18 protein-coding genes and 2 pseudogenes are annotated in these 15,375 nt (G+C 33.6%); 5 read left to right on the top strand and 15 right to left on the bottom strand.

Going from position 1 to position 15,375, the window contains the following annotated elements; translation table 11 throughout:
• Nucleotides 1-106: 106 nt before the first annotated feature.
• Both J7E37_RS19010 and J7E37_RS19005 read right to left on the bottom strand, forming a co-directional pair.
• Nucleotides 107-541, bottom strand: coding sequence for an NUDIX hydrolase (locus tag J7E37_RS19010; protein ID WP_215026363.1), 435 nt, complete (start codon nucleotides 539-541; stop codon nucleotides 107-109).
• A gap of 145 nt (nucleotides 542-686) precedes the next feature.
• Nucleotides 687-1,082, bottom strand: coding sequence for a GNAT family N-acetyltransferase (locus tag J7E37_RS19005; RefSeq protein WP_353050046.1), 396 nt, complete (start codon nucleotides 1,080-1,082; stop codon nucleotides 687-689).
• Nucleotides 1,083-1,293: 211 nt separating this feature from the next.
• On the opposite strand from J7E37_RS19005, the gene J7E37_RS19000 reads away from it, so the two are divergent.
• Nucleotides 1,294-1,701, top strand: a complete 408-nt coding sequence (locus tag J7E37_RS19000; RefSeq protein ID WP_215026360.1) for a hypothetical protein — start codon at nucleotides 1,294-1,296, stop codon at nucleotides 1,699-1,701.
• A 141-nt stretch (nucleotides 1,702-1,842) separates the two neighbouring features.
• On the opposite strand, the gene J7E37_RS18995 is transcribed toward J7E37_RS19000, so the two are convergent.
• Nucleotides 1,843-2,307, bottom strand: a complete 465-nt coding sequence (locus J7E37_RS18995; protein WP_215026359.1) for a hypothetical protein — start codon at nucleotides 2,305-2,307, stop codon at nucleotides 1,843-1,845.
• A gap of 271 nt (nucleotides 2,308-2,578) precedes the next feature.
• Here J7E37_RS18995 and J7E37_RS18990 point away from each other — a divergent pair, with 271 nt between their 5' ends.
• Entirely contained in the window at nucleotides 2,579-3,601 is a 1,023-nt protein-coding gene (locus J7E37_RS18990; RefSeq protein ID WP_215026356.1) for a DUF3231 family protein, read from the top strand.
• Between the two features lie 294 nt (nucleotides 3,602-3,895).
• Here J7E37_RS18990 and J7E37_RS18985 read toward each other — a convergent pair.
• From J7E37_RS18985 to J7E37_RS18970, 4 genes and pseudogenes are all read right to left on the bottom strand, one after another.
• A pseudogene (locus J7E37_RS18985) lies at nucleotides 3,896-4,309 on the bottom strand (MFS transporter); the annotation flags it as partial.
• Nucleotides 4,310-4,344: 35 nt separating this feature from the next.
• Nucleotides 4,345-4,878 (bottom strand): methylated-DNA--[protein]-cysteine S-methyltransferase, encoded by a 534-nt coding sequence (adaB, locus tag J7E37_RS18980; RefSeq protein WP_215026353.1) that lies wholly within the window; start codon nucleotides 4,876-4,878, stop codon nucleotides 4,345-4,347.
• Entirely contained in the window at nucleotides 4,862-5,503 is a 642-nt protein-coding gene (locus J7E37_RS18975; protein ID WP_215026348.1) for a bifunctional transcriptional activator/DNA repair enzyme AdaA, read from the bottom strand. Before J7E37_RS18975 ends, adaB begins: the two co-directional genes overlap by 17 nt.
• Before the next feature lie 89 nt (nucleotides 5,504-5,592).
• Entirely contained in the window at nucleotides 5,593-6,306 is a 714-nt protein-coding gene (locus tag J7E37_RS18970; RefSeq protein WP_215026346.1) for a 2OG-Fe(II) oxygenase, read from the bottom strand.
• A gap of 259 nt (nucleotides 6,307-6,565) precedes the next feature.
• On the opposite strand from J7E37_RS18970, the pseudogene J7E37_RS18965 reads away from it, so the two are divergent.
• A pseudogene (locus J7E37_RS18965) lies at nucleotides 6,566-7,410 on the top strand (DNA-3-methyladenine glycosylase family protein).
• Nucleotides 7,411-7,825: 415 nt separating this feature from the next.
• On the opposite strand, the gene J7E37_RS18960 reads toward J7E37_RS18965, so the two are convergent.
• From J7E37_RS18960 to J7E37_RS18940, 6 genes are all read right to left on the bottom strand, one after another.
• On the bottom strand, nucleotides 7,826-8,185 hold the full coding sequence (locus J7E37_RS18960; protein WP_215026343.1) for a hypothetical protein: 360 nt from the start codon (nucleotides 8,183-8,185) through the stop codon (nucleotides 7,826-7,828).
• A 99-nt stretch (nucleotides 8,186-8,284) separates the two neighbouring features.
• Nucleotides 8,285-8,482, bottom strand: a complete 198-nt coding sequence (locus J7E37_RS18955; RefSeq protein ID WP_215026341.1) for a helix-turn-helix domain-containing protein — start codon at nucleotides 8,480-8,482, stop codon at nucleotides 8,285-8,287.
• Between the two features lie 336 nt (nucleotides 8,483-8,818).
• Nucleotides 8,819-9,925, bottom strand: a complete 1,107-nt coding sequence (locus J7E37_RS18950; RefSeq protein WP_353050045.1) for a methyl-accepting chemotaxis protein — start codon at nucleotides 9,923-9,925, stop codon at nucleotides 8,819-8,821.
• Between the two features lie 17 nt (nucleotides 9,926-9,942).
• On the bottom strand, nucleotides 9,943-10,521 hold the full coding sequence (locus tag J7E37_RS22540) for a cache domain-containing protein (RefSeq protein ID WP_353050044.1): 579 nt from the start codon (nucleotides 10,519-10,521) through the stop codon (nucleotides 9,943-9,945).
• A gap of 32 nt (nucleotides 10,522-10,553) precedes the next feature.
• On the bottom strand, nucleotides 10,554-11,027 hold the full coding sequence (locus J7E37_RS18945; RefSeq protein WP_215026339.1) for a chemotaxis protein CheW: 474 nt from the start codon (nucleotides 11,025-11,027) through the stop codon (nucleotides 10,554-10,556).
• 67 nt (nucleotides 11,028-11,094) lie between these two features.
• Nucleotides 11,095-11,814: an EAL domain-containing protein gene (locus J7E37_RS18940; RefSeq protein ID WP_215026337.1), complete on the bottom strand. Its 720-nt coding sequence runs from the start codon at nucleotides 11,812-11,814 to the stop codon at nucleotides 11,095-11,097.
• A 379-nt stretch (nucleotides 11,815-12,193) separates the two neighbouring features.
• On the opposite strand from J7E37_RS18940, the gene J7E37_RS18935 reads away from it, so the two are divergent.
• Both J7E37_RS18935 and J7E37_RS18930 read left to right on the top strand, forming a co-directional pair.
• The gene (locus J7E37_RS18935; protein WP_215026335.1) at nucleotides 12,194-13,549 is read left to right on the top strand and encodes a helix-turn-helix transcriptional regulator; all 1,356 of its coding nucleotides are present in this window, start codon (nucleotides 12,194-12,196) and stop codon (nucleotides 13,547-13,549) included.
• A gap of 171 nt (nucleotides 13,550-13,720) precedes the next feature.
• Nucleotides 13,721-14,092 carry a hypothetical protein gene (locus tag J7E37_RS18930; RefSeq protein WP_215026333.1) on the top strand — a complete coding sequence of 124 codons (372 nt, stop codon included), beginning with the start codon at nucleotides 13,721-13,723 and terminating at the stop codon, nucleotides 14,090-14,092.
• A 233-nt stretch (nucleotides 14,093-14,325) separates the two neighbouring features.
• Here J7E37_RS18930 and J7E37_RS18925 read toward each other — a convergent pair whose 3' ends face one another.
• Together J7E37_RS18925 and J7E37_RS18920 are read right to left on the bottom strand one after the other, a co-directional pair.
• Nucleotides 14,326-14,526: a hypothetical protein gene (locus tag J7E37_RS18925; RefSeq protein ID WP_215026331.1), complete on the bottom strand. Its 201-nt coding sequence runs from the start codon at nucleotides 14,524-14,526 to the stop codon at nucleotides 14,326-14,328.
• 23 nt (nucleotides 14,527-14,549) lie between these two features.
• Complete coding sequence (locus tag J7E37_RS18920) at nucleotides 14,550-14,852, bottom strand: DUF2441 domain-containing protein (RefSeq protein ID WP_215026328.1); 303 nt, start codon at nucleotides 14,850-14,852, stop codon at nucleotides 14,550-14,552.
• Between the last annotated feature and the right edge of the window lie 523 nt (nucleotides 14,853-15,375).

The following is a 15,375-nucleotide window of genomic DNA, read 5'->3' as shown; positions in this document are numbered from 1 at the left end:
TTTCGCATTTTGATTTAATAATTCCTTCTTCCGCTAAACTGCTCCTATAGTTCAATAAGGAATTCAACAAAAAAGGTGCTTAATCCTTCCTGGATCAACGCACCGATTACTTCAATAGAGATTGGGACTTGTATTCTTTCGTTATGTAGTCCATTAAAAAATCTCTATCTTCTGGAAATGATAATTCTAAAGTCTTTATTTCATCAACGTTTTTCCAAGCAATATCATAAATCAGATTATCTGGATCTTGGAAATTTCTTTTTCCACCGACTGTCTTTACTAAAAAATAATGGACTTCAAATGAAATATTAAGGTGTTCATAAATTCCTCTTTTAACCTTAATTTCTTCAACTATTTCGGCAATATAACCTGTTTCTTCCTCAATTTCTCTAACACAACATTCTTGAAATGATTCGTTGTGTTCCTTTCCTCCCGATGGAATAGACCACGTTTTTTTCTCATCTTGTTTTCCTTGCAAAACCATTAACAAATGACCATTTTCATTAATACATACGCCTGAAGAACCAAACCATTTTTGCACTTTATATTACCTCTTTATTTAATATGAAAAACTGCTTAACTAATAATATTCTACCTCTTCAACGAAGTTCCTTCTTAAACTATCCTGCTTCGTTAGTCGAATAAGGAATCCAATAAAAAGGGCAATAGATCTACTGGATCATCGCTTATAAATAACCCTTCATCCTTATAACTTTCCCATCAACTTCTGGACCAACTTCCTTCATTCCCATTTTACTATAAAACTTAATGGCAGCAGCGTTTGATGGGGAAACTCTCAGGTGATACTCACTAACTTTGTTATCTTCAAAGAATTGCATAGCATAACTGTGCAATTCTTTTCCTATGCCCTTTCGACGCATTTCTGGTATTAAATAATAAAGATTTACATAACCAATATTTCTACCTTCATACTCCCGAACGGTTAATTCAAGTTGCCCGATATATTTACGGTCCTCCTCCACTAAAACAAAGCCTTTTGGAAAACTTGATATTTTTTCATCTAACCAATCGAGATATTCCTTTTCGTCAACCCTGTAGTGTCTCCAAAGCTTACATAAAATGAATCTTTCATAAATGTTACTACTGTATCTCGATGTTTCTTTATATCAATTTCTTCAAAATTCAGTGTTAACACCCCTTGTAAATATCCAATTCCCTTATTCAACATTCCTGCTTCTTTAGCTTAATAAGAAACTCAGTTAAAAAAGTGTTAATCCAGACTGGATTAACACTTTCTTTTATTTAGAAGAAGCGTATTCTTATGAAGTAAATATGGGAATGAAGTTCACATCCACAAATTCAAAAATAGCAAAAGATATAATTAGTGATATGAAAAAAATACCCTTAGATTTATCTCTGAGATATCCACCCAATATTAATCCAATAAACCCGCCGATTATACCATCTGTTAAAGCAATAGGAATAAGGAATAGTATGTCAGGAAACATTGGAGAAATCGATTCTACCAATTCGTTGAACATTAGAGAAGGAATCAAATGCAATAGGTCTACTGCCAAGTGTTCTGCCTGCTTGCTAAATAAAAACACAAACAATAAATTCAGTAATGAGGATAAAAAGAGGAAAACGAAGAACCCAATGAAAAAACTATTTTTATATTTTAACAAATTAACTCCCCCAAAAACATCAACCAATAAGTGTAATTTTACACTAAAAACTTAAATGATTCCACTATTCAGAAAAGTTTTCTTCTTCAACTATCCTGCTTCGTTTGTTCAATAAGGAATTCAACAAAAAACTGTTTAATCCTTCTGGATCGACGCATTCGTTAATTCAATATGAATTTATAATGACGAAGGACTATCAAACAGACAAATCGATAAATTCCAGTTCCATTTCTGCTTCTGCTTTCGATCGATAAACGGTAATTTTATCATAGGGTTTCAAGTTATCTTGCCATGAACCTATATTACTCAGAAAATCTTCTCCGTTTTTAAAAATTATCAAGCACTCTAAATGCCTATTGAAATAACAAATTGGTGCATCACTTTTCAAATCACATTGTTGACCAACAGTTCCGATAAATCCACCTTTACTATCTTTTGCCATAATATCTACATATGGAACCGTATAAAATTTTAAATGTGGAATATCATCGTCAAAGATAAATTGAATATCATAATCGTTAGCATATTTTTGATACTCCTCATTTTTATAATTAACACTCATAGGATAAATTGTTGTACCTGCTGGTATAACCTCAGTATCTTTTAAATTTACATTTATGGCTCCAGTTAATTCTGTTCTATCTAGATAAACTTTTCGCATCTCAAACCCCCGTTTAATCTGATTTTAATGTATTGCTAATTCCTTTTGTGATTTCTTATTGAACTATACTCCTTCGTTTGTTCAATAAGTAATATGGTCTTTCGCACATATCTCTTATTGATTTGGAAAACATATAAGCAAAAGGATGGAATGTTTTCTCTTTTTTTTAAAACCTTACGAAAGTGCAATCAAAAGTACCTTCGATTAATAAACTTCACCAATAAAATATAATTATCTAAGAACCAAATTTGAAAAATTGGAGGTATTTCCTTTGGGAATTTTCAGAAAACTAAAAACAAACAGTTTAACCGCTGCGGAAGTATCCGCCCTATGGTTTCAATATCAGGGTGATAGTATGGCTATATGTGTTTACAAATATTTTCTAAACATTGTTGAAAATAAAGAAATCAAACCCATTTTAGAACTTTCTTTACAGTTAGCAGAGTCCCATATTACCAAAATCTCCGAATTCTTGAAAAGTGCTAATTTCCAAGTCCCAATAGGATTTACAAAGAATGATGTGAATGTCAGTGCTCCACGTCTGTTTTCTGATCAATTTTTACTTTTTTACTCGTATATAATGACCATACATGGGGTGAACGCCTATAGCTTAGCTATAACAAACTCGGAAAGGTCAGATATACAAGATTATTTTACTGACTGTACGTTGTCTTCTAAGGAATTGTTTCAAAAAATAGTGACATTGGCTAAAAATCAACCTAAATATTCAAGTTTTCCTACCATTCCTTCACCTCATGGAACAGAGTTTATGGAAACAACGGGAATCATTTCAGATTTAATTGGAGACAAAAGACCTCTCAACAGCTCTGAAATCAGTACTCTGTTCTTTAATTCAAAAAAAACTGGATTTATCAGTTCGTTAAGTTTGGGTTTTAGTCAAGTGGCAAAGATGGAGGATGTTCGAAATTTTATGCTGAAAAATGTTAAATTAGCTGGGAAAGATGCAGAAAGCTTTGATTCTATTCTACGACAAGATAATTTACCAATACCTGAGAAATGGGATGCTGAGATTACTGAGTCCACTGAAAGTCCATTTTCGGACAAATTGATGATGTTTCATGCAGCATTATTAGTAAATGCAGCACTTTCTTATTATGGTGCATCATTAGGCTCCAGCTTTAGATCGGATATACTTGTAAACTATTTGAAAGTATTTACCCATGCAACGGAGGCTGGTGCTATTTGTTACAATGTTATGGTAAAACATGGATGGTTTGAAAAACTACCTGAAGCGATTGATAGGAAATCCTTAGCAAAAAATTTAAAGAAATAAGACGAAGAAGTGTGCGTTGTAATATGGTACAACGCCTTTTATTTTTTACTGTAAAATAGAAATGATAACCATAATTATTTCTTTATTTACAGAATATTGTTGCCATATCTTCAACTATCCTGCTCCGTTAGTTGAATGAAATAAAGACTACCCGGTTCTTAATAAGAATTATTTTTGGTATCATTTATTCTAGTAAGAAACCTTTCACTTATTTCGACACTTTCAATTTTATTATCATCACATTCTTGGTCAAAAGCCTCTTCATTTACTAGCCCTTTTATAAAACTTTCAAAGTTCTTTTAATTTATCTTTGTCTGTTAAAATTTCCGGTAAGAAAGAAGGAATTGCAACGTTGTAAAACGTGGTAAGTATTCCATTTAAAAACATGAGAAATACCAATAAGGGGAACGTTATTATATTTGTTACAGTCAGTATGAACACTGATAAAAATAAAACACCTTGACTTATGCTACCAATTAGCAAAACATTTTTTCTATGAAGGATATCGATCAAAGCACCGGCTACTAATCCGAAAAGTAGGTAGGGTATGAATATAATCCCACGAAGCATGGCAGCATTTGCCTCACTTGTTTCTAGGACCTCCAATGCAAAAAGAGGCAAAGCTACTATTGTGAACTGGGTACCTAACAAACTTATAGACTGTCCTAGCCAAAGTTTGTGAAAATTAAAGTCTTTTTTGTTTTCCATAATTCACCCCATATGTCTGTATCATATAAAAATAATTACTCATTGCTCGAAGAAGCTCGCTTTTCCAGATCCAGGAGCAGTGTCTTCATTTCTAATCCGCCCCGATAGCCAGTTAATGAGCCATTCCTTCCTATTACACGATGGCACGGTACAGTAATTAATACCGGATTAGCCCCAATAGCCGTACCTACAGCACGAACAGCTGTTGGTTTATTTATATCATTTGCAATGTCGGAATACGACTTCGTCTGTCCGTAAGGAATTTCACAAAGTGCATTCCAGACTGCTAGCTGAAATTGCGTACCAACGTACTCAAATGGAACAGTAAAGTTATTCCTCTTTCCTTCTAGATACTGGGTAATTTCTACTGCATAGGGTTCAAGCTTTTCATCATCTTCAACGAGAGAACTTCCTGGAAAGCGTTTCTTAGCCCATTCGAACAATTCCTCGAATGGTTTGTTCTGTGATCCTACAAACACAAGCCCCTTTGAAGTTAAAGCCATATAAAAATTCCAATCCTTAAACTTTAGTAACGACCAATAAAGGGTTGGTTTAATCTTTGTTTCCATTGACCTTTCCCTCCATTTTATGCATTTGACGAAATTGTGCTGGTGTCTGTCCGGTTTTCTTTTTAAATAAAGTAATAAAATAAGGTGCATTATCCATACCCACACATATGGCGATATCTCCAATCGCTTTATTTGTCTGGCTCAAATACTTTTTAGCCGCGTTTACTCTAACTTGTTGTATATACTCAACTGGCGTAATGCCTTTAATCTTTTTAAATGTTCGATGCATATGGTACGGACTCCCATGGCAAATATTTGCTAACGATTCTAGAGTTATTCTTTCAGTAAAATTTTTACCAATGTATTCAGTAATTAAGTCAACCCACTCGGTATCAGGCAGTTTTTCATTAGTGGGTTTGCAACGTTTACAAGGGCGGAAATTTGCGCGGGAGCCTGTTCTGCATTTGGAAAAATGCGAACATTTTCTTTTTTTCGGAACTCTAGATTTACAGGATGGTTTACAGAATATCCCTGTCGACTTTACAGTGTAGAAAAATTGATTATTGTACGCTGGATCATTATTTATAATTGCTAGCCACTTTATATCTGTTATCATTTCTGCATAATTCAAAATTCTCTGATCATGGCTGCTCTCTTTATTTCCGTTATTCATTCTATCCGGCATTTATCTCACCTCTCCTTACAATATAATCCATATAAATCCAGAATGTACATTTCCAGAAATGGAATAGCAAGATATTGAATTTTTTATTTTTATTTAGAATCATGAAAAATGATTCCAAGGCCGTATCTTTCTCCAGAAGTTACCGTGCTTACCCCGTGACGAACAGTATTTTTGTAATATTCTTTTTTACCTAGAACAGGTCTATGGTTAGTAGGAAAGATCAGCGCACTGCCTTGTTCTAAAGTAATTACATGTCCCCTGCTCTGTGCACGTGGAATTTGTTCCACTAATAGGGATTCTCCACCGCAAAAGTCTTTATCTCGTTGATTTAATACAAAGACTACTTGAAACGGGAAAAATATGTCACCATATAAATCTTGATGCAAACAATTAAACCCGCCTGTTTCATACTTTAATATTAAAGGTGTCGGTCTAGTTTGTTCGTATTCTTCACAGGTGTTCAAGAAATCTTGAAGATGATCTGGAAACTGTTCTATTTTCTTAAAATAACCCAACCATCGATTGGCTGCTTTGGCCAATTTTAGATAAAAGGATTCTCTTAAACTTTGGATTATTTCAGGTAATGGATAGGAAAAATATTTGTACTCCCCATTCCCAAAGCGAAACCTCGTCATATTAATTGTCGTTCTGTACGACTCTTCCTCACAGTACAATCCAATAAAGAATTCACATTCTTCTTTTGTTAAAATCGCTGACAGCTTGGCAAATCCTTGATCATCCAATTCATCTTGGATTGAATCCCAGTTTAAGTTTTCGACACGTTTTTTTATATCTTGGACCATTTTCCCCACCCCTATTTAGCACTTGATAACTAACACTATAACCTCATAAATAGAAAAAATTAAGGTGTTTAGAATGTAATAGCAAGATAACAAAATTAGAAAAGATTATTATATGATAAAGTAAATTTCAATCAGTGTTAGTATTCCTATAATTATTTTGTAAATAGATAGAATCTCATAATAAGATGAAGAGAATGAAAAAGTGAAATGGCATGAATTCAATGATGTTATTGTAATTACACTACCTGAACATTTCGACATGATTGCTAACCCGGCTATCTGACAAGAGAAAAAAATGAATGTATGTTTGAAATAGAGAACGATAGAATTACAAAAGTTATTGCCATTGGGGAAATTCAGTCCTTAGTTCAGATAAGAGTAATCAATAATAAACAAATGCTTGTTCAATTCCTAAATGATTTCAGACCTATTGAAGAGTGGAAACGGAAAGAGATTGTAAAATATATTCATGAATGATCTTAATAACGATTTAACGCCATTTTATGAAATGGCAAAAGCAGACCCATTACTTAAATTGCCTGAAAATTTTATGGATTGCGTGTTATCGGCATTCACGATTTGTTTGAAGCTTTATGTTGGGGAGTTTTAGGGCAACAAATTAACTTAGCCTTCGCGTATTCTTTAAAGAAGCAATTTGTAGAAGAATTTGGTGATTCCACCGAATGGAATGGTAAAAAGTATTGGGTGTTCTCACCGTACGAACGAATTGCACAGTTAACACCTACCGACCTAGCAGATATTAAAATGACAGTTAAAAAAAGTGAATATATTATTGGAATTGCAAGATTAATGGCAAGTGGAGAATTATCGAGGGAAAAATTAATGAAAATGAATTTTAAAGATGCTGAAAAAAGCTTAATTAAAATACGAGGAATAGGTCCTTGGACAGCCAATTATGTGCTAATGCGCTGCCTTAGGTTCCAGACAGCTTTTCCAATCGATGATGTAGTTCTTATTAATTCGATAAAAATATTACGTAATATGAACAGGAAGCCAACGAAAGATGAAATCTTAGAAATATCGGTTCCATGGAAAAACTGGGAATCATACGCTACCTTTTATTTATGGCGTGTTCTTTACTGAGTAATTACAACTTAAACCGGAATGTACACAATAAAAAGAGAATGACTTTTAAACCTGATCCCTTCTTTAATTCATCCTATATAAAAATACTAGCATCTTGTTTAGGGACGACCTCAGGGCGTTGATTTGAGTAATTCATCACCAAGCCAACTCTCAAGTTCATAATGTAGATTAGATATTTTTTTACTCCATTTTGATATGTATCTTCCAGAAATATTTCTAAGGAGAAAAGTCAGGTCCTAACATTTATAGAAAAAGGGAAACCATTTCGTAAGAGCGAAAAAACTTTCATGTTCAGAGATGTGAAGCAAATTTTGAATTTTTATTTAAAAATATTGACGAACCATTAGCTCGTTTTGTTAAATATGAAATAACCCTTCTCAAACGAGAGGGGCTTTTAACAGTATATTTACTTTTAGATTGCTTTCATACCTTCTAGGATAATTTTTGCATCTACATTCAGATAAGCTGGTGTATCTGTTCTAAGCAGTAAGTTTGGATGGTCCTTTACAATCATTTTTATTCCTCTAACATCGAACTTATTTGCATATGTATTAATTGCATTAATGATAGCCATATCCTTTCTTGTCAACGGCTGTCCATCATATGCCTGCATTTGCAAGATGAAATCCAATAACTCTCTTGCATTTTTATTTAACATATTTCTATGCTCATTTAGGATTTCAATGTTTTCTTCAATATAAACCCTCGCGGTAGCAAGTTCCATTTCTTCTACGTTTTTGTTAATCTTTGATGTAAGTGATTCTAAACTCAATAAATCCATCTCCTTGTTTGTGCCTACTGTATATATCGGGATAAAGACGATTTACCTCAAAGAAGTTAAATTTTAGCTAACAATATGGGGGGAGTTATTTTATTTCAATTCTTCAGGATCTATCCCATAGAAATCAGTTAACTTTTTTAAAGTAGATCCTCGGTGATTTCCTTTGTTATTTTCTAGGTTGCCTAGAGTCCTAGTTGTCATATTGAGTTCTTCGCAAACCTGCTCTTGAGACATATTCCTTTTAAGTCGCTCTGATCTTAACTGAGTACCTAAGCTATCATTACTCATCTGGAAACCTCCCTGTTGTATATATGAGATTATATCCCTCCAATAAAAAAATTCAAACCCAACTCAAACGATAAACTTTACATGACTATTTTAAAGTTACAAGATAGTATAGATTTCGTTTCCTTTATTACCTTCATCGCTTCACTTGCTTTTTTAGGCATTTATTTAATGTTTTGAAAAGAAAAGAACAAACAATAAATGTCATTGTATGCAAAAACAAATCAATCCGTAAATTTTTGTAATAAATATACCCTTTTATATCAAAAAGGTGTGTAATCCTTCTTAGATTCACACACCTTAAAATTATGCCACTGTTACATAATCTGAATTTAAAGGCTAAATCTTAAACTGGCTTACTGTATTTTGAAGGTTCTCAGCCATTTTAGATAAATTTTGTGCTGAAGCCGACACTTCTTCCATTGAAGCAAGTTGCTCTTCGGCGGATGCAGCTACACCTTGACTATGCATTGAAGACTCTCTTGATATAGTGGTGACTCCTGATACGGTTGCAGAAACCTCCTGGGTGCTGGCCGACATTTGCTGGGCAGTTGCTGCCATCCCATCAATTTTTTCTCCCATTTCAACCATAGACCGTAAAATCAATTCAAAACTCTTCTGTGTATTAGAGACAATTCCCAAGCCGTTTTCAACTTCATATTTTACTGTATCCATTGAATCATTGGATTGGTTCATGTCATTTTGAATTTGTCTTATCAAATCTGAGATTTGAGAAGATGAATCCTGGGACTGCTCAGCAAGCTTCCGTACTTCATCAGCAACTACAGCGAAGCCCTTTCCGTGTTCCCCTGCTCTTGCAGCTTCTATGGCAGCATTTAATGCCAATAGATTTGTTTGGTTAGCAATGTCTATAATTACCTTTGAGATATCACCAATTTGTTGAGACCTTTCGTTCAATAGTTTGATGACCTTACTTGTTTCGTTTACAGTACTATGGATCATATTCATCTGCTGTGAGGTTTGATCCACATATTTTCCACCTTCCTCTGCATGTGTACTCGCTTGGGCACCATTTTCAGCTATTGCTGCAGAGGTTTCAGCAATATTGGCAATTCCGAACGTCAATTCTTCTAGTGCTTTTGCACTCTCTTCTATACTTTGTGTCTGCGTATCCGACCCACTGGCAATTTGTTGAATTGCTTCTGTAATCTGTTCAGTAGCCTTGCTGGTCTGTTCTGCCCCAGCAGTTAACTCTTCTGATGAAGCAGCCACCTGTTCGGAAGTCTCTAAAACCCCTTTTATCATGACTATTAAATTTTCCTTCATGTCATTGTAACTGTTTGATAGATCTGTTAACTCATCACCCGTATCATCTATAACTTCAGTTGTAAAGTCTCCTTTACCTGCAAGCTCTACTGCACTCGTAATTGTTGCCAGGCGCTTTTGAAGCCTTCTTGTAAACCATAGAACGATTAGTGAAGACATTATTACAATGACTATGACTAGGATAAAAACTTTACCATAAAATTGGATAGAATCTCATCAATTATTGATTGGGGTGCTCCTACATAAAAAATCCCCACAGTTTTTCCGCTTTTGCTCTTTAAAGGCATGTAGGCTGTTTGGTACATATTGCCGGCTACTTCAGCTGCACCATAATAGTTTTTACCTTGTTTAAGTACAACTTCAGCCACTTCTGGAGAAACTTTAGTCCCAATATTCCTATTACCATTTACTAAGACATTCGTTGCGATCCGGGTATCTCCCTGAAAGATTGTTACTGTATCACCCGTATCCTCCCCAATCGTATCTACTAACTCAAAATTCTCATTAAACTTTGTCTCTCCCCTATACAACTCACCGTTTTTAATTTCCCAATCACCAGGAAATTTATTTCGAATATACCGATCGCTTAAACTTAAATCACCCTTGGCTTTCTCAATCGCAAATGTTTCAATCCCTTTTGTTACCTCACTAACGACAACTCCACCGATAATAACGGAAAGTAATAATACGATGCTAATAACAATTAAATTGATTTTTGTGCCTAATTTGAATTTTAACTTAGTGATTTTCCTCATTTGTATACTCCCTTTGAAGTTTTCTTTGTCTCTTACATAACAGACTGTATTTCCTCACTATAAAGCAACTCTTTTTGTATATGCTTAATATCTCTAATTGTTGATATCATTTCACTGCTATCTATAATCGAAATAATTCGATCTCCTTTTAGCGCAACTCCTTCAATCCAGTAGTTCGCATTCATCATCTCCACTGGTTTTATCAAACTGTCTTCTATTTCTAGAATTTCATTTGTACTTTCAACCATCAAAGCTATTGTTGACCCTTGAGCCTCTAATAAAATATAACGTGGTTCTTCTTCTCCCTGGAGATGCTTCTGAAAGAGGAGAAAGTTACTATCAATGACAGGTATAACTTTTCCTCTTATACTAACGATACCCACCATGTAATCAGGAACTTGAGGTAGAGTCGTTACTTTACTGTTTCTCTCAATGGAAACCACTTTTTGAAGATCAATCCCATACTCAGCTCCCCGTGCCTTGAATATTATAAACGTCCTTTTCATATTTCTTCTCCTTTATAGCTGTAAAATAAGTAGTTCAGATTATTAGAGTAACTCAAAACTTAATCACTTATAAACGCTGGGGTCTCGAGATGTAATAGCCTTGTACTGCAGGGATTCCTAAGCGAGAAGCCGTTATTAAATCCTCCTCATTTTCGATCCCCTCAAGGACAATAACAACATTGTCCTCTGACTTTGTTAACAAAGAATGAATTGCTTTCTGCTTGTTTATGGAATGAGCAAGATCTCTTGAGCAAGAGCGATCTAATTTAACGAAATCAGGACTATATTTAAGAATTTTTTTTACAGAAACTGAAGAAAGTCTTAAATCATCCAGAGCGACCAGGAATTCCATTTTTCTTAATAGATTTATTCTCTCTACAAAAGTATCTGCATCCCAAATCATTGACTCTAATGGTTCTTCGTTAATTTCAAAAACAACCTTCCCACTTATCATGGGATAGTCTTGAACTAATCCCCTAATTAATGTAGGGAAATCAGGATGCACGAGCGTGGAAGGAAATATGTTGATAAAAAGATGGTATTTCTGATAATAGGATTCAGGATACTCCTTAATTGCATTGGTAATAGACGCTATGTCAAATTCATAAAGGACTCCTCGTTCTCTCCCAAAATGAAAGATTAAAACTGGATTTATTATAGGGCTAGTTCTAATCAAAGCCTCATAAGCAAATATTTCTTCCGTTTCAGTGTTCCATAAAGGTTGATACTCGTGGAAGAATAACCTCTGTCTCATAATACTAGATATATTCAATAAAGCTTCACCCATCTATTGACTCCTTTCAAATTATCTTCCTCCTTTGTAAGACCATATAAAAAACACTTACTTATCTAGAGTAAAATTCTAGAAAAGGAAGTGTTCTAGGTTCATGGCAGGAGCGCTACCAAAATCTAAAAGTTCCAAATTTCATAAGGTAGTAAAGTAAATTAGTAACAGGGCCTCTATCCTATATCCACTATATTACCTATAAAATTAACTATTTATGGTTAACAACTTCTAAATTATAGCAGTGAAAGCAAAAATTTCAATGGTTTTTCTCTTAAAAAAATAAAAAAAATTCATTAAGAGAGCTGATTTTTTTAAAAAATCACTATGTATAGTACAATATACCTAACAAAACTATATATACCGGGAGTTAACACTTGATATGAAAATTCAGATTCCGAGACACGACAATCTTGGTGAAAAGATTCGTAATAAGAGAAAAGAAAAAGGAATTACTTTAGGGGAGTTATCACAAGGCATCTGTTCAGTGGGAAAAATGAGCAATATTGAAAATGGACATATTCCTGTATCTGAAGATGATCTAAAATTAATCTGTGCTAAACTTCAGACCTCATTCAGCTATTTTTCCGACCCAAATATTGAAGATAAAATTCAAGAATTAGATTATCACAAGAAAAAAATAAATGATTTGATCACCCTTAAAGAATGGGAAGTCGCTTTAACCGAATTACAGAACTTCAAGAATAAAATAATCGATTACAACATTCCAAGCAGAGAGGTAGATTATCTATTTCTTAGGGGAGTTATTTATTTAGATCAAAAACTTTTATTACAGTCAGAAGAATGGTTCCATCAGGTAATTGAAGTAAAAGAAAATAATAATTACATCCTAAGGTTAAAATTACGCTCGCATAATGCTTTAGCAAAAATCCTGTTTTCAAATAAGAAAGTATCAGAAAGTAAATTTCATTTAGAAAGAGCTTTGGAGATATCAAAAGAAAGCCCTACTGTAACTAAAGAAGAACGAGATAATATCTTTTATAATCTTTCCATTTTATATCTTTATATAGGATCTTACACAAATGCAATGAAAAGTATTAACAGTATAAACCATTATATAATTTCACCAGTTGAAACTGAATATCTAAAGATTCTCATTGGATTCCTTGAGAATTCATCAAGCAGCGAGGTAAGAAAAGACCTCCATTTGCTTCGTGACAAATTACAAAGAATGAATGATAAGGAAGGTATGATTAGAAGCTGGGCTCTAACCATTTTCACTTTGATGACTGCTTATCCAAATCAAGAATTAGTTGTTAAAATCCAAGACCTTTTTTGGGCCGATATGGAATTATTAAGTGAGACCCGAGATCTTAAAGAAACAGGTATAGCTTTGTTGCAGCAAGCTATGTATGTGTCTATAAAAAAGAAGGTTGAACTTCCCTTTATTAAAAAAATTCTCCAAAAAACAAAACAATTACTTCCCGATACACATAATCAATTATTACATTCTAGAAATTATTATCTTGAGGGAAAATTAAATAAAGAGTTATTGGGTGATATTTCTACAGCTTTAATGTTATTCAAGATGTCCCTTCAAATGTTGGATGATAACTATAACGGATTATTTAAGGCCGATATTCTTTATGAAATATGTAAGGTAACACCGATTCAAAAAGAAGCAATAAATGCCTTAGAATTGTACCACGGCCATTTAGAAAGCCAATTTTTGTTTAGTCATTTTCATGATTTATCATTACCTCCTTTTAAACATTAATAGGTAGGTCGCCAAATTAATCGATTCCTATTAAAAAATTCCTGGCAGTAATAAAAATCAATGGCTTTTATTCTCATATTCTAATTTTTATGCAAATCTAACCTACTGTTAAACGTAATACATAAAGAAACCGATATTATAGTAGTCATAAAAATTAGGGAGATGAAGATTTTGTTTTTGGAAGACCTTACAGCAAAGATTAATAACTACATGGAAGATTTAGAGTATGCAACGGCCAGAATATTTATTGAAGAAAATATTCAATTACTTTCCGAAAATAAAAACATGCTTAATAATAATGCTAGAGAATTACTTAAATTCCTATTGGAAATGCAAAAAGAAGGAAGCAAACCGTTAACTAGAAAAGATATGGCCATTATAAATTCCATAAACTCCTTTGCTAATAAGTTTGATTTGAGAGGTTTAAAGTTGATGGTGAAGGAGAATGCTAGCTTGTTAATCAGGAAAGAAATCCCCTTATACCTTAGTGCCGATGCAAAGATTTTACTAGATGGCATGGGACCTATTCATAAAGAAGGGTAACCGTTCTTAAGACTTACTTTGCTCAATAAATTTCGACATTTATTGAGCAAATCACTATATTTATTAGTGAAATACAAACCGATAAAACCTCATTAAAACATAAAATACAGTCACTAATAATCTATTCATTATAAAAGAAACCAACTTATTCTTTGGCTAAGTCTAGTCTCTTCTCTAATTTAAAAGGCCACTTCAAATCACGATCATACGCAGTCTGAGTATTGTCTCCCTCTTTAAGATGGATTCTTTTCAACAGATAATACGTTCGAAAATCCTTCAAAAAGGATTTCTGTTTCATTTGGATTTTCTCCAGAAGTTCCTGACCAATATCTAAATGCTTTTTGTCGCATAAAATCTAAAGAAAACGTCTGATTTAGTGCAAGATGTTGTTGGTTAGCTTTAAAAATTTTTCCCGTTAAACTAAGTTTTAGCAAAACTTTTTCACACCCTTCAATATTTAATTCTTTCCACCAATATTCAAGGTGTCATTATTATCAGGAACAACCCATAAACCTCTGGTTCTTGATGGAAAGGAGGGGAAAAAATCATTTCTCACTTCTTCAAAAATTAACTCTCTAACTAATTTCATATAGTGACCTGATACAGCATCAGGGTGAGGGAAAGCATAATCAAAAAGTTTAAAAAAAGGATTTTTTTCTTTGCCTATAAAGTGTGTCTCACCAACTTTCCAAAATGGCGCATCATTCCATTGCACTCTCCTTTGTATATGATAAAAAACTTGATTTTCAACTAATTCCATTAACATCACACCTTGTTCTTTTTTATCCTAATTTTACCACATAACCCTAAAAAAGATTGAGCTTAAGTTTTTTGATGTATCTCTCTTACACAGACCCTAAAAAAGCCAGTTAAGTTAAAAACTTAACTGGCTTTCCACTGACCACATGCTTACTCCGCGCAACTTAATTAGGTGCACAAAAGAGTGCACGAATAAGTGCCAGACTTAATTTATTTAACTTAACTAAATTTACTTATATTGTTTACCACAGTCTAGAAACCCCTATAAATCAAAACTTATTTGATTTAAATTTAACTTATTTAACTCAGTTTAACTAATGGGTTTCCTCTGGCAGCGTTGAGGTCAGGGGTTCGAGCCCCCTATTCTCCACTTACTTAAAAAGCCGTCAAACCAATTGGTTTGACGGCTTTTTTCATTATTGATTATTCTTTTATAATAAACTAAAGTTTCATATGCTCTTAATTTACCTAGTTCCTCTTCTATAATTGAGTACAATCAACTCTGCACCAGCAAGCTTCGTTAA

This window comes from Bacillus sp. ISL-39 (assembly GCF_018613295.1).
Lineage (GTDB): Bacteria > Bacillota > Bacilli > Bacillales > Cytobacillaceae > Mesobacillus.
The sequence above is the reverse complement of the archived record's forward strand: the minus strand, read 5'-3'. Positions and strand labels throughout refer to the sequence as shown.